The following is an 18209-nucleotide window of genomic DNA, read 5'->3' as shown; positions in this document are numbered from 1 at the left end:
AACCGGTTGCTCGCAGGCTGCCGACGGGCGGATTGGGTCGATGAAGGGGTGCTCTGGTAACCTTGGTCGGTCGCTGCCTGGCGATGGGCGTTGTATTACGCCCCGCGCAGCAAGCCAGCCAAGAACATCTCGCGTCGCGCACTTGTGTCGCGAGAAGAAACATGACTGTACTTATTCGAGTGGAGGAAGCCGACCGATGGCAACGTACGCGATCGTCAAGACCGGCGGAAAGCAGTACAAGGTCGCGGTCGGTGACCTGGTGAAGGTCGAGAAGATCGAGGGCAAGCCGGGCACGTCCGTCTCCCTGGATCCGGTTCTCGTCGTCGACGGGGCAGACCTGACCACCGACGCCGCCAAGCTGGCCAAGGTCTCCGTGGCCGCGGAGGTCGTCGAGCAGACCAAGGGCCCGAAGATCCGCATCCACAAGTTCAAGAACAAGACCGGCTACCACAAGCGTCAGGGTCACCGTCAGCCGCTGACGGTCATCAAGGTCACCGGCATCAAGTAAGACATCCCGAGGAGATTCAGCTATGGCACACAAGAAGGGTGCATCCAGCTCCCGGAACGGTCGCGATTCCAACGCACAGCGACTCGGCGTCAAGCGCTTCGGCGGCCAGAAGGTCAACGCGGGCGAGATCCTGGTTCGCCAGCGCGGCACCCACTTCCACCCCGGCGTGAACGTCGGCCGTGGCGGTGACGACACCCTGTTCGCCCTCGCGGCGGGCGCGGTCGAGTTCGGCACGAAGCGTGGACGCAAGACCGTCAACATCGTCGTCGCGGAGCCGGTCGAGGCCTGAGCGCCTCACTCTCTCCAGACAACAGCCGAGCGGGTCAGGGTGCAAACCCTGGCCCGCTTTTGCGTTTTCTCCACCATCCCTGTGTGTTTCCCGACACCCACCTCTGCGTTCGACCAGTCCTGAAGGAGGATGATTCGACACATGTCCAAGTTCATCGACCGCGTCGTTTTGCACGTGCGTGCCGGTAAGGGCGGACACGGGTGTGCTTCCGTGCTTCGCGAGAAGTTCATGCCGCTCGGCGGACCCAACGGTGGCAACGGCGGCAACGGCGGGGACGTGATCCTCGAGGTCGACCCCAACGTGCACACCCTGCTCGACTTCCACTTCCATCCACACGCCAAGGCAGGCAACGGCAAGCCGGGCGAGGGCAGCAACCGCGACGGTAAGCAGGGGACGGAACTGCTGCTCAAGGTGCCCGACGGCACCATGGTGCTCGACGGTGACGGCAAGGTCCTGATGGACCTCGTCGGCGCGGGCAACCGCTACATCGCCGCGCGCGGTGGCCGCGGTGGCCTCGGTAACGCCGCGTTGGCCTCGAAGGCGCGCAAGGCGCCCGGTTTCGCATTGCTCGGCGAGGACGGCGACGAGCTCGATCTGGTTCTCGAACTGAAGTCCGTCGCCGATGTCGGACTCGTCGGCTTCCCGTCCGCGGGTAAGTCGTCGCTGGTGTCGGTGCTGTCGGCGGCCAAGCCGAAGATCGCGGACTACCCGTTCACCACGTTGGTGCCCAACCTCGGCGTGGTCGCCAGCGGCGACACCACCTTCACCGTCGCCGATGTGCCCGGCCTGATCCCGGGTGCCAGCGAGGGGCGTGGCCTCGGCCTCGACTTCCTGCGGCACCTGGAGCGTTGCGCGGTGCTTGCGCACGTCGTCGACTGCGCCACCCTGGAACCGGGCCGTGATCCGGTCACCGATGTGGATGCGCTGGAGGCGGAGCTCGCGGCCTACCGGCCCGCGCTGAGCGCCGACGCCGCCCTCGGTGATCTGGCCGATCGGCCGCGCGTGGTGATCCTGAACAAGATCGACGTGCCGGACGCCGCCGAGCTTGCCGAAATGGTCACCCCGGAATTCACCGCACGCGGCTGGCCGGTCTTCGAGATCTCCGCCGTGAGCCGAGAAGGCTTGCGGCCCTTGACATTCGCGCTCGCTGAGCTGGTGCTGCAATATCGCGAGGCGCATCCGAAGGCGGCGCCCGCGCGTCCGGTGATCCGACCGATCGCGGTCAACGAGTCCGGCTTCAGCGTGATCGCGGACCCGCAGGAGCCGGGCGGTTTCATCGTGCGCGGCACGCAGCCGGAGCGCTGGGTGAAGCAGACCCAGTTCGACAACGACGAGGCCGTCGGCTACCTCGCGGACCGGCTTGCGCGCCTCGGCGTCGAAGACGAGCTGGTCAAGCAGGGTGCCCAGCCGGGAGCCCCGGTGACCATCGGCAACGTGACCTTCGAATGGGAGCCGATGATCTCGGCGGGCGTCGACATGGTGCCCACCGGCCGCGGCACCGACATCCGGTTGGAGCAGACCGAGCGGATCAGCGCGGCCGAGCGCAAGCACGCGTCGCGGGTGCGGCGTGGCCTGGTCAAGGACGACGAGGAGTAGTCGGTGGCGCCACGAGCGAGTGGTGTTCCGGCGGAGGTCGGACCGATGACGGAGTCGGTGGGCGCGCCGATGGTCGACTCGGCGCAGTCTCGGACAACGAGTGTGGTGTCGGTGGATTTGGTTGTCGGACCGATGACGGATTTGGTGGGCGTGCCGATGATCGACTCGGCGCAGTCTCGGACAACGAGCGGGGTTTCGGTGAATTCGTTTGCTGTGCAGGGAGTTCAGGGGCTATGACAGTGAATTCTGGTGTTACCGAAGCGGATTCAGGCCTAAGCGAGGCGCGTGAAGCGATCGCGTCCGCGCGCAGGGTGGTTGTGAAGATCGGCTCGTCTGCGCTCACCAGTCTGAAGGGTGGGCTGGACACGGCACGCCTCGATCGGCTCGCCGACGCGGTGGAAGCCAGGATGCGGGCTGGATCCGATCTGGTGGTGGTGTCCTCGGGCGCCATCGGTGCGGGCATCGCGCCGCTCGGCCTGAGCAGCCGCCCCCGCGACCTTGCCACCAAGCAGGCCGCGGCCAGCGTCGGTCAGCTGGCGCTCGCGCACGCGTGGGGCACCTCGTTCGCCCGTTACGGCCGCACGGTCGGCCAAGTCCTTTTGAGCGCAGACGATTTCGCGCGCCGGGAACACCACCGCAACGCCCAGCGCACCCTGGACCGGCTGCGTTCCCTCGGCGCGATCGCCGTGGTGAACGAAAACGACACCGTCGCAACGGAAGAGATCCGCTTCGGCGACAACGACCGGCTTGCTGCCTTGGTCGCCCATCTCGTCGGCGCGGACGCGCTGGTGCTGCTCTCCGATGTCGAAGGCCTCTACGACGGTGACCCGCGCAAGGGTGCGGCCAGCTTCATCCCCGAGGTGCGCAGCAGCGCCGACCTGGACGGCGTCATCGCTGGCAGCGGTGGTGCGCTCGGCACCGGCGGCATGGCATCCAAGCTGTCGGCCGCCCGCCTCGCCGCCGACGCAGGCGTCCCCGTGCTGCTCGCCGCCGCTACCTCCGCCGACCTGGCCCTGAGCACCGGCAAGGTCGGCACCGCCTTCGCCGCCCGCCCGGTTCGCCTGTCCGCCCGCAAGTTCTGGGTCCGTCACGCCGCCGACAGCCGCGGCGCCCTCCTCATCGACGACGGCGCGGCCACCGCGGTGGCCGACCGCCGCTCCCTCCTCGCCGCAGGCATCACCGGCCTCCGCGGCCACTTCTACGGCGGCGACGTCGTAGACCTGGTCGCCGCAGACGAACGCATCATCGCCCGCGGCGTGGTCGCCTACGACAGCACCGAACTCACCAGCATGCTCGGCCGCTCCACCGCCGAACTCCCAGACACCATGCAGCGCCCGGTAATCCACGCCGACGACCTGGTCAAGGTCTAACCCGCCCGCGGAGCCCGACTTCAAGATCAAGGGGCACTGGTGCAGGCATCGCCCGAGAAGCCACCTGCACCATTACCCCCTCGACCAGATACCACCCCTTGGATCCCACATACCAGTATCGCCGGTACTCATGAGACCGGCAAACACGGCCCCCCCGCCTCAACGCCGAAATCCGCACCCCTTCGGTCGATCCGCACCCCTTCTGCCAGCCCAGAATGAGTGCGAATCCATAGAACGAGTGCGGATTCGAAGCCTCTGATCGCAAACCCCCGCAGCCGCACACTTTCTGTCTTCCCGCACACGATCTGGCTAGCAAAATGGTGTGCGGAAAGACAGAAAGTGTGCGGCTGAGAGTCTTTGATCTTGAATCTCTGTCTTTGATCTTGAAAGTTCTCGAGACGGGACCACAGCCAAGTGACCCGGCTGAGACGAGAGGTCGTGTGACTGACTGCGGAGGTCAGCCGGGTACGGCAGGCGACGCAACCACGCTAATCCGGTGCACACACCGAGATGCCGTACTCACAGGAGACCGTAGAGCCGGGGAGTCTTTCGCTCTTTGCCAGACCTGGGTAAGCGTGGCTTTGGTGAGCGGATTGTGGCGGGTCGGTCGATGGCGTCCCGTTCGGGAGTTGGTGGTTCGCCGTACGGGACATGGCTGAGCGGATTGTGGCGGGTCGGCTCGATGGCGTCCGTTCGGGAGTTGGTGGTTCGCCGTACGGGACATGGCTGAGCGGATTGTGGCGGGTCGGCTCGGTGACGTCCCGTTCGGGAGTTGGTGGCTCGTCGTACGGGACATGGCTGAGCGGATTGTGGCGGGTCGGCTCGATGGGGTCCCGTTCGGGAGTTGGTGGCTCGTCGTACGGGACATGGCTGAGCGGATTGTGGCGGTCGGCTCGGTGATGGCCTGTTCGAGGGGTGGCCTTCTCTCAGGTCGGGTTTCAGGCTCGGTGAGCCCGTCACTTTTGTGAGGGGACGACGCCTGGTTGGTTGGTGGTCGACTGAGGTTGTTGCTGGTTGCTTTCCTGGGGGATCGGGCCGGTGACACCTGGCTGGCCGCCTGGATCCGGAAGGGGCACAGTCGGTCCCGCTGGCGGCGGAGGAGGCGGCGCCTGCTGGGGAGGCGGCGGAGGAGGCGGCGCCTGCTGGGTCGACGGCGGTGGCGGCGGTGGTGCCTCGGTTGTTGGTGGTGGCGGGGCTTGTGTGGTCGGCGGAGGTGGTGGCGCCTGCTCGGTCGGCGGAGTCGGGGCCTGCGTCGTTGGTGGCGGCGGAGCCTGTGTGGTCGGCGGCGGGGCCTGCGTGGTCGGTGGCGCCTGCTGTGTTGACGGGGCAGGGGTCGGCTGCGGATCGGGCTGCGGCGTCGAAGTGCTCGGCGGCGCTTGCGATTCCGGCCTCGATGGGGCGGGGGCGGGCGACGGAGTCGTCCCGTCCGGGCCGCGGCCGTCCGGCTGGGCCGGCGGATAGCTCGGCTGATTCTGTTGGGGCGGAGCGTATTCCGGCTGAGCGGGCGGTGACGTCCACTCCTGCTGCGGCGCGGAGGGCACCGGCTTGACCTCTTTGGGCAGCTCCGGCGGCGGCGGTAGCGCGGGAACAGCCTTGCCCGCCATGCCATATGCCGGCTTGTAGACCATGTTCATCGCCAGCACCGCCTCTTGGCGCAGCGCCTCTTCGGCCATCTGCGCGTCGATGACGTGTGCGGCCTCGAGTAGTCGGGCGACGGCCCCGATCGGTCCCGAGCCGCCCGGCGGCGCGACCGCGATCTTGACCGCTTCGGCCGCGGCGGCCACCCCGCCGAGCCGGGCGCCGACCTGACTCATGACGGCGGAGAGCTCGTCCACCGAGGCCGCGAAGCTGCGGGCGCTGGCGAACGCGGCGTCGGCGGTGGCGCCCTTCCATTCCATCGAGTTCATCACTCGGTCCACGCTGCCGCGGGTGAGTGGGAACGAGGTGCTGAGCGTGCCTGCCACTTCCAGCCAGGCGACGGAGGCGCGCAGGATTTCGGCGGCGTCGATCTGCTGGGTTTTGGCGTAGATCTCTTCGTGCTTCATCGACTCGAAATGCTCCATCGAGCTGATGTAGTCAGGGTCGACACCGGTCATCGTGTGGTCCTCGATCCCAGCGCGCGCAGGGCGGCGGCGTTGGCGGCGTCGGCTTCGTCGAGCAGTCCGCCGCTGATCAGGAAGGCCTCTTTCATCCGGTAGGCGGCCTCGATGTAGTGATCGAGCAACGCCGCGGCATCCCGCGCCTTGTGGTTGAACCCGGCCTGTAACTGCTGAGCGGAGACGAATCCGCCGAATCCGCCGAGTTCTGCGGCTGATTCGAGCCGCTGCTGTAAGTAGACCAGCCGTTCTGCTTGTTTGTCGTACTGGTCGGCGCAACGCCGCGCCGCGGCCGGATCGAATTGGATGGTGCCTGCCTGGGCCGCTTGCTTGAACCGGACGATATCGGCTCGGCTGGTCTCGATCGTCATCGCACACCCCTGAGATGGTCGGTCGGACTCAGACTATCCCGAAGCCGAGCATCCGGTCAGCAGTGGTTACCGGTCGGCGTCCCTGGAACCGGTTTCACGCGTGGATCCGCTTCTGCAATTGTGCGGCGATCTGTTCGGCCGAGGCCGGGGTGATGTGGACTTCCGCACCGGCCCTGATGAGGTAGCGCCCATCGCCTTGGACGTCGAACCAGGTGTAGTGGATCGGCGGTGCGGGGGTATCGCCGTCCAGCCGGGGTTCTATCCGGATATGACCTTCCGCGCTGTGCGGTTTCAGGAGCAGCTTGCGGATCCGCGGCGCCACCGGCCGTTCGGCGACCACTGTTTCTTCGTCGCGGACCGCGGCGGTCGGCGCTGAGCGGGCGGGTTCCCTGCCTGGTGGCGTGTGCGGTAGCAGCGCGGCGATCCGCGCGCCGAGCTTGCCGCTGTGTCCGATCGAGAGCCGAACGCGGCCGCCGAAATCCGGGGTCGCGCCCGCTTCCTGCACCACGAGCACGGCCCGGTCGTAGATCGCCCCACCCAGCAGCCGGATCTCACTGCCCGGCCGGTGCGCGCCGCCGATCGCCACGATCCTGGTGTGTGGCGCGGCCAAGATGTGCAGGCAGGCGCTCAGGTCGGGATCGGCGCGCAACGGCAGCCGCGCGTCCATGGTTGCGCGCAGCCGCTCGGCCTCGTCCTCCGTGCGCGGCGTTTCCAGGATCCGCAGCGGATACGGGTGCCGGTCGAGGTCGGTTTCGCGCCAGATGTGGGCGAACTCGTCCGGCGTGAAGGTCCAACTCACCGCTGAATCACATCCTCACCGAACCCACCGAAACATCTCGTAGCTTAACGGCAGCACTGAAATACCCGCAGCACACCGGGCCGGGTGCACCCACGCGTACCGGGCCTTCCGCATTGTGGGCTAACACTGGGGTGAATTCTGGGATATATCCAGACAACCCCGTTTGTTGCTCGGCCCGCCCGTACCGCAGCTCCGTTGCGGCACGATGATCAGGGGTGATGGGAGCATGCCGTGCAGGTTCTTGGACCGTGGACCGATCCCGCGTCGATCGCTGCCCGCGGCGGGGGTAAAGCGCGTGGCCTGCACAAACTCGGATCGAGCGGGTTCCGGGTCCCGGACTGGACCGTGCTCGGCACCGAGGTCTTCGCCGAGTTCACGACGCGCGGCGGGCTCACCGACGCCGTGACCGAGCTCGTGGCCCTCGATGATCTCGATGCGGCACTCGCGGCCGGTGCCACGCTGCGCGGTTGGATCGCCGCGACGCCGGTGCCGTCGGAGATCCGCGTGCTGGTCACCGACGCCTATACCCGGCTCGGCGACGGATCGATCGCGGTGCGCTCGTCGGTGGTCGCCGAGGACGGGCCGGATCACTCGTATGCGGGTCAGTTCGATTCCTTCCTGAATGTCAACGGCATCGATGCGGTGCTGGACCGGGTGCGGGACTGCTGGGTGTCCGCGTTCTCCGAGCGGTCGCTGCGGTATGCGTTCGCCAACAAGCAGCCGCCTGCGGGCGCGGTCGCCGTTGTGTTGCAACGCTTGATCGCGGCGCGCGCCAGCGGCGTCTTGTTCACCGCGAATCCGATCAGCGGCGCGCGGGACGAGCTGATGATCAGCGCGGTGTACGGGCTCGGCGAGGGGCTGGTGTCCGGTGCGGTGGACGCCGACTCGGTTGTTGTCGACAAGTCCTCCGGTGCGGTGTTGGAAACCGTAGTGGGAGACAAGGACCGGTTGTATTCGGCGGTGGGTGAGCAGGGGTGTGCGATCAGCGACGTCGACGCGGCGCACCGCGAGTTGCCGGTGCTGACCGCCGCCGAGATTGCCGAGATCACCGAGCTGGGTCGAAAGGTACAGGCCGAGTTCGGCACACCGCAGGATGTGGAGTGGGCACTCGACGGCGAGGGGCTGTGGTTTCTGCAAGCCAGGCCGATCACCACGGCGTTGGGAGCGGGTCCGAACGCGCTCATCCGCGGTGCGGGCGAGGTCGTGCCCGACGATGCACAGCGAATCTGGGACAACTCCAACATCATCGAGAGTTTCAACGGCCTCACCTCCCCGCTGACCTACACGACGGCCGCCGACATCTACGGTCGCGTCTACCACGGTTACGTGAAATCCCTGGGGGTGCCCGACGAGCAGGTGCGCCAGACCGAACAGTGGACACCGGTGTTGCTCGGCTACTTTCACGGGCGCGTCTACTACAACCTGCTGCACTGGTATCGCATGGTCGGCGTCGCACCGGGCTATCCGCTGAACCGTAAGGTGCTGGAGGCGGCACTCGGGGTCGCCGAACCGCTGCCGAACGATATCGCGAAGACGCTGCGCCCCTTCACCTTCCGCAACCCGCTGCGTCGGATGCGGTCACGGGCGCGCACCACGGTGACCTACCTGCGCAGGCTGTTCGGCATCGACGCCATGGTCGAACAGTTCATGACCGACTTCTACCGCGTCTACGACGAATACGACACCCTCGACTACACCGCGATGTCCGGCGCCGAAGCCTATGCCGCATACCGAACGGTGGATCGCGACCTCGTCGAGCGCTGGGGCCCGCTGATGGTTCTCGACGCGATCCTGTTGTCCTGCACCGGTGCGATGTTCTTACTCACCAAGGTGCTGCTGCCGAAGGCGCCGGAGTGGTTCCTGTACGCGGTAGTCGGCCCCGGCGCTGATGTCGAATCCGCCGAACCTGCCCGCGCAATGAAGGCACTCGCCGAGGTGGCCCGCGCCGACCCCGAGCTGACCGCCCTGGTGAATTCGACCGCGCCGGAACAGATCTACCCCGCGCTCGCGGGTCGGCCGGACTTCCGCGAACAGGTGGACGCCTACCTCGACCGCTACGGCTACCGCAGCCTGGACGAGCTCAAACTGGAGACACCGGATCTGCGCGAAGATCCGTCGAGCCTGTTCGTCATGCTGCGCAGTGCGCTGCCGGACGCGCCGCTCGGCCACCGCGACGAGGCCGAGGATTACCTCGACAGCCACCTGCACGGTGTGCGGCGTCGTGTCTATGAACGTCTGCGCGGCAAAGTATCTCGCTGTGCTGCGCACCGCGAGCGGTTGCGGTTCTGCCGCACCAGGGCCTTCGGCATGGTGAAGCGGATGATCAGGGTGATGGGCCGTGACCTGGCCGCCCGCGGCGTCATCGACGAGTTCGCCGACGTGTTCTTCCTGACCGTGCACGAGCTGCGCGGCTGCTACGAGAGCGCCGATACTGCCGGATTCCGGGACCTGGTCGCCGCGCGAAAGGCGCAGCGGGTCAAGGACGCCGGGCTGGTGGCGCCCGCCAGGTTCGTCACAACGGGTTCGGCGTTCGGCCGGGCCGAGCTGGCGAGCCAGGGTTGGGTGCCGATCACCGACACACCTGCGGCCGAGGCAGGCACCGTGTTTGCGGGCACGCCGTCGGCCGCCGGGGTCGTCGAGGGCACCGCGATCGTCGTGGACGAGCCACGCGACGTCGCGGGTGGCATCCTGGTGGCATATCGGACCGATCCCGGGTGGGTGGCCGCGCTGCCCTCGGCATCGGCGCTGGTGATCGAGCGTGGTAGCCCGCTGACCCATGTCGCGATCGTGGCAAGGGAGCTGGGGGTGCCGACGGTGGTCCAGGTCAAGGATGTCACCAAAATGATACGGACCAGTATGCGCATTCGGGTCGATGGCACGCACGGAACCGTTACCGTTCTGGCCGAAGGAGAAGTCCGCGATGGGCAATGACAAAGATGTTGCCGCCGTACGTGATTGGTTGATCAGCCCGGCTGGTCATGCGGGCATTCACCTGGCCGACGAGGCCGACGGCTGGGAATTCCGCAGTTACCTCGAACTGGCCGACCTCACCTGGTCGATCGCCGCGCTGATGCGGCAGCACGGCATGGACAGCGGTGACGGCGCCTGTGTCATCATGCCGACCGGGTTCCCGTGTGTCGCCGCGTTCTACGCGGTGTGGGCGTGCGGCGGGGTGTTCACCCCGGTCGCGCCGCCCATGTTCGGCGACCTCGAGCAGATCATCGCCCACATCGCCGCGATCCTGACCGCCGCCGCGCCCCGATTGGTGGTCACCTCAACGGAATTCGAGCAGCTCGTGCGCCAAGCGGCGACGGCGGCCGGGCGCACCGACGAGCCGCTGGTGATCGACGCGTCGACCTTGGGCGCCGCGCCCGCCGAGCGGGAATTCGGCAAGCCCGACGAATGCGCCCTGCTGCAGTTCACCTCTGGTTCCTCCGGTGCTCCGCGTGGTGTGCGGGTCAGCTGGCACAACCTGGCGAACAACGTCGCGATGATCTCGGAGCTGGTCGAATGGCGGCCCGGCGACTCGATGGTGTCCTGGCTGCCGCTCTATCACGACATGGGCCTGGTCGGCGCGTTCCTCACCACCGTCACCAACCAGGGCGATCTTTACCTGATGCGCCCTGACCAGTTCGTCCGCGACCCCGTGCGCTGGCTGCGCGCGATGGCGCACGCGCAACATTCGCCGTCCCCCTCGTTCGCGCTCGGTTATGTGGCGCATCGTGTTTCGCCCGCCGAGATCGCCGACCTCGACCTATCCGGGTGGCGCACCCTGGCCGTCGGCTCCGAGCCGGTCGAGGTCGCCGACCTCCAATCGTTCGCGAATCTTACGGGACCACAGGGCTTTTCGATGAACGCCTATACTCTGGCCTACGGGCTGGCCGAGGCGACGTTGATGGTGACCTCCTCGGCGCGGCATCGCCCGATCACCGCCCTGCGCATCGACAACCCGACGCTGCGATTCGGCGAACCCGTCACCATCCTCGACGAGCAACTGCTCGACGACACCCATCGGGTCGACGGCGCGGGCTGGATCACCGGACTCGGTTACTCCCTGCCTGTCTCGACCGTCATCGTCGTCGACGAGGAAGGCCGCGAACTTGCCGACGGCACGCTCGGGGAGATGGTGGTGGTCGGCGACTCGGTCGCACTGGGCTACTCCGACGTCTCCGAGACGGCGTCCACCAGGATCATCGACGGCGCGCTGTACTCCGGCGACGCCGGATTCCGTTATCGCGGTGAAGTTTTCGTACTCGGCCGGATGGGGTCGAGCCTGAAGGTGCGCGGTCGCTCGGTATTCATGGAGGACATCGAATCGCGGGTGGCCCAGGAAGCCGGGCTCACCAAAGGCAAGCTCGCCGCGGTCGCGATCACCGAGCCCGGCGCGCAGGGCATCGCGTTGTTCGCCGAATCCGCACCGGGGGAGTGGATCGTGGAGGCCCGCAAGATCATTCGCAGTGAGCTCGGCCCCGCGCAGACGGTCACCATCGTCACCGGACCGCGCGGTGTCATCCGGCGCACCTCCAGCGGCAAGCCGCGCAGGCGGCACATGTGGGAGCAGTTCCGCGCCGGCGCCCTCGTCGACGCGGTCGTGCACGAGGTCGCAGACACCCCGCGCCAGGAGACCAGCGACGCCGAACTGCCCGAGCCATCGCTGGCCGCCGAACGGGTGCGCCAGCTGTTGGACCGCGCGTTGGACAGGGTTGCGGTGTCCCCGGATTCGACCGTGCTGTTCGAGGGCTCGCTGGCCGAGGGCTTCGGGAACGAGGGGTCCGACGTGGACTTCCTGGTGCTCGCGCCCGGCGACGACAACCTGCCCACTTTGCCGACCGTGCTGTTCATCGACGGCCGTCGCGTGGAGGTGCGCACCCGCTCCGCGGCCCAGCTGCGCAGACAGCTGGAACAAGTCGGGCAGGCCGCGACACCGACGAGCCTCGACGAGGATCTGCTCAACCGCTGTCAGCGCTTCCTGCGCGCGACGGTCGTGCGGCCCGGTGCCGTCGACTGCGACGAGCTGCGTGCGTTGCTGCCGTATTCGGTGTTCACCGCACTGATCGCCGACTGGTGGTCGGCCCGCGCGCGGCATGCCCTGCGCTACGCCATCGCCTTGCGCGCCTTGAAAGTTCACGACGAGGCGATCGACTGGGCGCGCGACGGCTTGCTCCAAGCCATGAAGGGCTGGGCCGCGCGCCGCGGCGAGAGCTACGTCGAGACGAAATGGCTGCCGCAGCAGCTGGATCGGATCGGCAAGGACGATCTGGTCGACCGCTATCGCGATCTCGCCGACCCGGCAGCGCAGGACGCAGGCTGGGCCGAGCTGCTCGACCTCGCAGCCGCACTCGGTGTCACGGACGTCGTCGACGATCCCGATCAGATCCTGTTCGCCAGGGTGCCGGGTGTGACCACATGGATGATCGGTGAACGACTACACGTCATCCGTGGCGACAGCGACGTTTTCGCGCTCTCGGACCGTGCCGCCGCCGCTTGGCGCTCTGTGGTGTTCCGCCACTCGCTCGCTGCCGTACTCGCCCGCGCACCGGAAGACCGCACTGCAGAGCTTGCCGAGTTCATCCGGCTCGGCTTCGTCGGATTGCAATGGCGCCGTGGCGAAGTCCTCACACCCGCGCTCGCCATGTGTAAAACGACGAAGCCGTACACCCCGGTCCCGTCCGCCCGCGTGCCCGCCCTCGGCGTGCACGGGGCAGTCCGCGACGACGGTACCGCCACCCTGTCCCCGCTGCCCGCGCGCCGCTTCACCGAATGCGCGTTGGCGTTGGTGTGGTCGAACATCGTGCTGGAGAACGCCCGTGAGGATCTGGCGGGTGCGCTGAAGAACGGCCAGGGTGCCGTCGCCGACATCGCCGCGCACCGAATGATCGCCATGGCCGTGCGAGTGCTGTTGTCCGCCTATGGCGTTCATCCGTTGCCCGCCGACGTCGCACCGTTGGCGACTGTCCGTCGCCTGCTGCCCGTAGGCGCACCTGGCCCCGATGCGCTCGCGCAGCTGGAATCGGCGGGGCGGGTGCGCTTCTCGGAGCTCATCAAGGGCGGTGACGTGTTCACCGGGCTCGCCGTTCTCGACAAACTCGTTACGATCGTGCGCTCGGTGGCCGCCGATTCGGCCGACACCGGTTTCCCCGCCTCCTTCGACTCGCGAGAGCAGTGGCGGCGCACCTTGGCGATCGGCTACGACTGGCTGCGCATCGCGGGCTATCTCGACACCGACCTGCCCCTCGACGAGGCCCGCGACCTGCTGGCTTCCGGCGGGCAGCAACCGCACCTACGCGAAGGAGGAGAGCTATGACCGCCGTCGCTGACGCCGCGGTGGCCGAGCGGGTGCGGAGCCTGGTGCACGCCATGGCCCCCGACCGGCTGGCCGAGGCCGGGAACGACCAAAGACTGGTCGAGGACCTGGGTTTCGAGTCGCTGCGATTGACGGAGCTGACCGTCGTGCTGGAGCGGGCCTTCGGCCTGCCGCGCCACAAGCCGGAACGATTGATCGGGGTGCGCCGGGTCGGCGACGTCATCGCGCTGGTCACCGCGGGACTGCTCGCCGCGGCGACCAGCGACGACGGTGCGCGGTACGCCAACAATGCGCACAGCCGACTGCTCGGACACGTCGGCACCGAACGGCTGCACGACGACGGAATGGGCGGGCGCGACACGGTTCTGGTCACCGGGGCGACCGGCCTGGTCGGCGCCGAGGTGGTGGCGCGCCTGGCCGCGGCCACCCGCCCCGTTGCGGCCGTGCTGCACAGCAACGCGCGTATCGTCCGCAACGACGGCACCGCACTCGGCGCGGGCAGCCCGGTGGCGGGCGATATCCGGATGCCGGGATTCGGCTTGGCCGAGCGTGATTCGACGGACCTGTCCGAGCGGGTCGGCACCATCGTGCACTGCGCGGCGACCACCGCGTTCGACGCCTCGCCCGCCGACTACCACGAACTGAATGTGCGCGGCACCGCCAACGCGGTCGCGCTGGCCAAGGCCTGGGACGTTCCGCTCGTCTACGTGAGCACGGCCTACGTCTGCGGCAATCGCGGCGGCACGATCACCGAGGGCGAGCTCGACGCGGGCCAGACCTTCGGAAACCAGTACGAGGAAAGCAAGTTTCACGCCGAGCACTTGGTGCGCACGGCGGGCGAGCTCGGCCTGCGGTGGTCGATCGTGCGCCCCGGCATCGTCACCGGCGCGACCGGCACCGGCGTGATCCGCGAGTACAAGAACCTCTACACCGTCGTCAAACTCATGGTCGAGGGCAAGCTGCGGTCGCTGCCGGGCCGCTACGACGCGACATTGTCGCTGGCGCCGGTCGATCACGTGGCCGACGTGATCGCCGCGGCCGTGCTGGACTTCGACTCGGCGCACCAGCGCACCTTCCACGCGGTCGGCCGCGACACCCTGTCCTTGCGCGAGGTCTCCGACGTGCTCGCCGAATACCCCTCGTTCGAGGTCGCGACCTTCGTGCCGGAGGCGACCTTCCACGAAGACGATCTCGGCAGCATCGAGCGCGAGTACTACCGGCGCATCGGCTCGCTCTACACCAGCTACTTCCATCGCCGCGTGACCTTCGAGACCACGAATACCGAAGTGCTGCTCGGACAATCGGCGCCCTCGACCGGCAAGGAGTATCTGCGCCTGCTGCTGGACTACTGCCTGGAATCCGGCTACCTCGGCGTGCCGCTGCCGTCGATCGACGAGGTGCTCGCAGGCATCGATCTCGGGGGAGTGGATCGATGAGTGTGTCGCTCGGCGAGCTACTCGCCACCCTGACCCCGCAGCCGGAGAAGGTGGCCGCCTATGCCGGGGACACCTACCTGCAGGAGACGGTCGATCAGCTCGACCGGCTCGGCATCGACGCGGCGAAGTTCGCTCGCGAGCATTCGCTGCTGCTGCTCAAGCCGGACGCCATCGTCGCGAGGTCTGTCGACCCGACCCTGAAGTGGCTGGCGGACAACGACTTCCGAGTCGTCGCGGCCTTCCGTGTCGCGGTGGACCGGCATATCGCCAGGGCGCTGTGGTACTTCGCCTGGAATATCGCCTCCGCTGAGCGCAGGCGCCTGGCCGACCTGCTCGTCGGCATCTCGGACGTGCTTGTCCTCGTCGTGCACGGTGCGGACGCGGAACTGCCTGTCCCGGTGCGCCTTACCGAGGCGAAGGGGCCGACCGACCCGCGCAAGCGCGCACCGGGCGAGCTGCGCTACCTGCTCGGTCGGCACAACTATCTGCTGAATCTGGTGCATTCGCCCGACGATCCCGCCGACGTGCTGCGGGAGCTCGCCATCTACCTGGACGAGCAGCGAAGGGCGACGGTGATCGCGCAGGCAGGGGCGGGCATCGACCGCTCGGCCGAGGCAGGCGCGCTCGCGAACGACCTCTACGCGCAGGCTCCTGCGCGCAGTTTCGACCGCGCGGATGCGGTCGAACGGATCGTGCTCGACCTCGAACGGGCCGGTGCGCCCGCCCCTTCCGGGTTCGACCCACAGGCCGACGTGGACTGTGCACGGCTGCTGGCCGCCGCATGGGCCGACGGCAGGGAACTCGATCCGTGGTCGGTCATCGTGCTCGGGTCCTATGTACTCCCGATGCGGGTCGGCACGCAGCCGCAAACGCTGCGCCCGATTACCGCGAAAGATTGGTTGGAGGGACAGCCGTGGAAGCAGTGAAGACCGCGACCCATCTGCACACGATCTCGCGCCGGTTGGCGCATCGCTGCGCGGTGTCGGAGGTGTTCGTCACCTCGCTGGACACCGTGGCCGAGCACGAGTTCGTCGTTGGTGCCCAGCTGCCGAGGATGCACGCGTACTACGGCGACCACCTCGGCTCGCTCGGCCTGCGCCACGACCCGCTGCTGGTGATGGAGGCGGCCAGGCAGGCGGCGATCGCGCTGACCCACGAGTTCTACGGCGTGCCAGGTGATATGGCGTTCATCGTGCGCAGTTTCAACGGCACCGGCGCGGACACGCGCGCGTGGGAAATCGGCACCGCGCCCGCCGACCTGGTGATGCGGGCGCGGGTGCCGCGGCGGCACGGACACGGCGACACACTGCACGGCCTGGACATGGTGCTCGAAATCGACTGTGGCGCAGAGTCGATGATGACGGTCGACGGCTCGTTCTCCTGGGTGACGCAGCGACAGTGGTCGGGACTGCGCGCCAACTTCCGCAAGAGCCTCGACCTCGGGCCGTATCGCGGCGCCTCCGCGCTCGTCGATCGCGCGCCCGCGGCCGAGGTCGGGCGGGAGAATTGGCGCAATGTCGTCATCAGTCCGCCGCAGGTGACCGGGGCGACCGCCCGCTCGGCGCTGGTCCCTGATCTCGGGCACCCGTTCCTGTTCGATCACCAACTCGACCATGTGCCTGGCAGCCTGCTGATCGAGGCGTGCAGGCAGACCGCGCTGGCCATGGTGTTGCACCGGGCGCCGCGATTGGAGTGCGTCGGAAGCGCTTTCGAGCGGTTCGTGGAGTTGGATCGCCCCGCCGAATGCGTCGCCGAGATCACCGGACAGCAGGCCGACCGCACCGTGATCCACTGTGAGATCCGGCAGTGCGACACGGTCGCGGCTCGCATCGATCTCGAATTCGCCGACGACGAACTGGGTTTCGACACCGCAGGCCCGCTGGCAGGCATCGAGCAGCCGGAAGGCGGCTGTTGATGAGCATCGAGTTGCTCAGCACGACCCGGGCTATCCGCCGCCGCCTCGACCTCTCCCGTCCGGTCGAGCGGCAAGATCTGCTGGAGTGCCTTGATATCGCGATCCAGGCGCCGAGCGGCAGCAACCGGCAGCCGTGGCGCTTCGTGATCGTCCAGGACGGCGCGACCAAGCAGCAGATCGCGGAGTACTACCGAAAAGGGTTCGCCGCCAACCTGTCCGGTCGTACGCCACGCCCCGATCAGCTTCGTGACCTCGACTCCGGCCAGTACCTTGCGGAGCACCTGGCCGAGGTGCCCGCGCTGGTGCTCGTCTGTTCGCTCGGCCGCCTGCCGGAGCCGGTGTCGGCGCTGCGGCTGGCTAGCTTCTACGGGTCGATCTTCCCTGCGGTGTGGAACTTCATGCTCGCGCTGCGCGACCGTGGGCTCGGCTCCTGCCTGACCACCGCCCACCTTGCCTACGAGCGGGAAGTCGCCGAGCTGCTCGGCATTCCCTTCGACGAGGTGACACAGGTGGCGATGGTTCCGGTCGCGCACCTCCTGCCCGGCGCCGATCGACCTGGGCGACGTGCACCTGTCGCCGAGGTGACCAGGTGGGATCGGTGGGCGTGACCGGTCCGCTGGCATCCGCCGCCCGGATCGCCCGGTTCACCGCCGTGATGTACAAGCCGCACTACCTGCTCTACGGCGTGCTGTGGGTCCTCGCGCTCGAAGGCACGGCTGCGCTGGCGGCACAGCCGGATTCGGCGTGGCGGCCGACGGGCGCGACCGTGCTCCGGATCGTGGTGGTCGCGTTCGTCCTGCTGTACTTGCGCATAGTCGACGAGCAGAAGGATCTCGAGTACGACCGCGTGCACAACCCGGACCGTCCGCTGGTGACTGGAGCGGTGACTGCGGTCGACCTGCGGGTCGCGATGGGCCTCATCGCAGTCGGCGCCATCGCGGCCAGCCTCGCGTTGTCCGTTGGTTCGGCCGTAATGATCACTGTCGCAATGGCTTACGGGCTGGCGCTGTGGGGTTTGGAGCGGTTGTCCGACACCGTGCGCACGCACATCCTGGTGAACCTTGTTGTCACCTATCCGGTGCAGTTGCTCGTGACGGGCTATGTCGTGGTCTCGGCGATCGACACCGGTGAGGTGCGTGCGCAGTGGCAGGCCGCGGCGACCGCGGTGATCTTCGCGGGCGCGTTCCTGCAGTTCGAGTTCGCCAGAAAGACCTCGCGGGTGCGCCGACCTGACGAGCTGCTGTACTCGAATGCCCTCGGCGCCAAGGGAAGTACGGCGGCGTCGCTGCTGTGCGCGGTCGCCGCGGTGCTGTGCGATCTCGTCCTCGTGCGACCGTGGGACTATGCCGCGCCCGCGTCGATCATTGCCTGGCTGCCGGTGCCGCTGCTGTTGGTCCCGGCGTTCGGCGCGCTGAAATTCCGCTCGAGCGATCGCGTGGAGTACCCCGTGCTGCCCGCGGTCGTCTTCATCCTCGCCCTCTACCTCGCGTTGATCGGCCAAGCCCTGGCCTTGCCGTAACCGAGC

General features: G+C 67.8%; 14 protein-coding genes. 11 read left to right on the top strand and 3 right to left on the bottom strand.

The features are described 5' to 3' along the window. Positions 1-196: 196 nt before the first annotated feature. The 4 genes from rplU to proB all read left to right on the top strand — a co-directional run bounded on the left by rplU (position 197) and on the right by proB (position 3763). Positions 197-508, top strand: coding sequence for a 50S ribosomal protein L21 (gene rplU / locus ACGFNJ_RS12960; RefSeq protein ID WP_014982625.1), 312 nt, complete (start codon positions 197-199; stop codon positions 506-508). Positions 509-530: 22 nt separating this feature from the next. Beyond that, positions 531-797, top strand: coding sequence for a 50S ribosomal protein L27 (gene rpmA, locus ACGFNJ_RS12955; RefSeq protein ID WP_014982626.1), 267 nt, complete (start codon positions 531-533; stop codon positions 795-797). Between the two features lie 141 nt (positions 798-938). Next, on the top strand, positions 939-2393 hold the full coding sequence (obgE, locus tag ACGFNJ_RS12950; protein WP_393446725.1) for a GTPase ObgE: 1455 nt from the start codon (positions 939-941) through the stop codon (positions 2391-2393). Between the two features lie 233 nt (positions 2394-2626). Beyond that, positions 2627-3763, top strand: coding sequence for a glutamate 5-kinase (gene proB / locus ACGFNJ_RS12945; protein ID WP_393446723.1), 1137 nt, complete (start codon positions 2627-2629; stop codon positions 3761-3763). A gap of 956 nt (positions 3764-4719) precedes the next feature. On the opposite strand, the gene ACGFNJ_RS12940 is transcribed toward proB, so the two are convergent. The 3 genes from ACGFNJ_RS12940 to ACGFNJ_RS12930 form a co-directional block, all read right to left on the bottom strand. Next, the gene (locus ACGFNJ_RS12940) at positions 4720-5859 is read right to left on the bottom strand and encodes a hypothetical protein (RefSeq protein WP_393446721.1); all 1140 of its coding nucleotides are present in this window, start codon (positions 5857-5859) and stop codon (positions 4720-4722) included. Further along, positions 5856-6230, bottom strand: a complete 375-nt coding sequence (locus tag ACGFNJ_RS12935; protein ID WP_069167588.1) for a hypothetical protein — start codon at positions 6228-6230, stop codon at positions 5856-5858. The genes ACGFNJ_RS12940 and ACGFNJ_RS12935 overlap by 4 nt, the downstream gene beginning before the upstream one ends. A 94-nt stretch (positions 6231-6324) precedes the next feature. After that, on the bottom strand, positions 6325-7029 hold the full coding sequence (locus ACGFNJ_RS12930; protein ID WP_393446719.1) for an ESX secretion-associated protein EspG: 705 nt from the start codon (positions 7027-7029) through the stop codon (positions 6325-6327). 231 nt (positions 7030-7260) lie between these two features. On the opposite strand from ACGFNJ_RS12930, the gene ACGFNJ_RS12925 reads away from it, so the two are divergent. The 7 genes from ACGFNJ_RS12925 to ACGFNJ_RS12895 are packed head-to-tail and all read left to right on the top strand — an operon-like array spanning position 7261 to position 18203. Continuing rightward, positions 7261-9960, top strand: coding sequence for a phosphoenolpyruvate synthase (locus ACGFNJ_RS12925; RefSeq protein WP_393446717.1), 2700 nt, complete (start codon positions 7261-7263; stop codon positions 9958-9960). Further along, entirely contained in the window at positions 9950-13333 is a 3384-nt protein-coding gene (locus ACGFNJ_RS12920; RefSeq protein WP_393446715.1) for an AMP-binding protein, read from the top strand. The genes ACGFNJ_RS12925 and ACGFNJ_RS12920 overlap by 11 nt, the downstream gene beginning before the upstream one ends. Further along, positions 13330-14769 carry an SDR family oxidoreductase gene (locus ACGFNJ_RS12915; RefSeq protein ID WP_393446713.1) on the top strand — a complete coding sequence of 480 codons (1440 nt, stop codon included), beginning with the start codon at positions 13330-13332 and terminating at the stop codon, positions 14767-14769. The genes ACGFNJ_RS12920 and ACGFNJ_RS12915 overlap by 4 nt, the downstream gene beginning before the upstream one ends. Further along, the gene (locus ACGFNJ_RS12910) at positions 14766-15695 is read left to right on the top strand and encodes a nucleoside-diphosphate kinase (RefSeq protein WP_393446711.1); all 930 of its coding nucleotides are present in this window, start codon (positions 14766-14768) and stop codon (positions 15693-15695) included. The genes ACGFNJ_RS12915 and ACGFNJ_RS12910 overlap by 4 nt, the downstream gene beginning before the upstream one ends. Further along, complete coding sequence (locus ACGFNJ_RS12905; protein ID WP_393446709.1) at positions 15683-16684, top strand: ScbA/BarX family gamma-butyrolactone biosynthesis protein; 1002 nt, start codon at positions 15683-15685, stop codon at positions 16682-16684. The genes ACGFNJ_RS12910 and ACGFNJ_RS12905 overlap by 13 nt, the downstream gene beginning before the upstream one ends. Further along, positions 16684-17292 (top strand): nitroreductase family protein, encoded by a 609-nt coding sequence (locus tag ACGFNJ_RS12900; RefSeq protein WP_393446707.1) that lies wholly within the window; start codon positions 16684-16686, stop codon positions 17290-17292. The genes ACGFNJ_RS12905 and ACGFNJ_RS12900 overlap by 1 nt, the downstream gene beginning before the upstream one ends. Continuing rightward, a complete protein-coding gene (locus ACGFNJ_RS12895; RefSeq protein WP_393446705.1) occupies positions 17274-18203 on the top strand; it encodes a hypothetical protein in 930 nt (309 codons plus the stop codon). The genes ACGFNJ_RS12900 and ACGFNJ_RS12895 overlap by 19 nt, the downstream gene beginning before the upstream one ends. The last annotated feature ends 6 nt before the right edge of the window (positions 18204-18209 follow it).

Origin of the sequence: Nocardia sp. NPDC049149, from assembly GCF_043197455.1 — a bacterium.
In the GTDB taxonomy this organism is placed as follows: Bacteria; Actinomycetota; Actinomycetes; order Mycobacteriales; family Mycobacteriaceae; genus Nocardia.
The sequence above is the reverse complement of the archived record's forward strand: the minus strand, read 5'-3'. Positions and strand labels throughout refer to the sequence as shown.

Coding starts and splice junctions, on each gene's coding strand:
- rplU (WP_014982625.1), top strand. CDS start 197: ATGGCAACGTACGCGATCGTCAAGACCGGCGGAAAGCAGTACAAGGTC.
- rpmA (WP_014982626.1), top strand. CDS start 531: ATGGCACACAAGAAGGGTGCATCCAGCTCCCGGAACGGTCGCGATTCC.
- obgE (WP_393446725.1), top strand. CDS start 939: ATGTCCAAGTTCATCGACCGCGTCGTTTTGCACGTGCGTGCCGGTAAG.
- proB (WP_393446723.1), top strand. CDS start 2,627: ATGACAGTGAATTCTGGTGTTACCGAAGCGGATTCAGGCCTAAGCGAG.
- ACGFNJ_RS12940 (WP_393446721.1), bottom strand. CDS start 5,859: ATGACCGGTGTCGACCCTGACTACATCAGCTCGATGGAGCATTTCGAG.
- ACGFNJ_RS12935 (WP_069167588.1), bottom strand. CDS start 6,230: ATGACGATCGAGACCAGCCGAGCCGATATCGTCCGGTTCAAGCAAGCG.
- ACGFNJ_RS12920 (WP_393446715.1), top strand. CDS start 9,950: ATGGGCAATGACAAAGATGTTGCCGCCGTACGTGATTGGTTGATCAGC.
- ACGFNJ_RS12915 (WP_393446713.1), top strand. CDS start 13,330: ATGACCGCCGTCGCTGACGCCGCGGTGGCCGAGCGGGTGCGGAGCCTG.
- ACGFNJ_RS12910 (WP_393446711.1), top strand. CDS start 14,766: ATGAGTGTGTCGCTCGGCGAGCTACTCGCCACCCTGACCCCGCAGCCG.
- ACGFNJ_RS12900 (WP_393446707.1), top strand. CDS start 16,684: ATGAGCATCGAGTTGCTCAGCACGACCCGGGCTATCCGCCGCCGCCTC.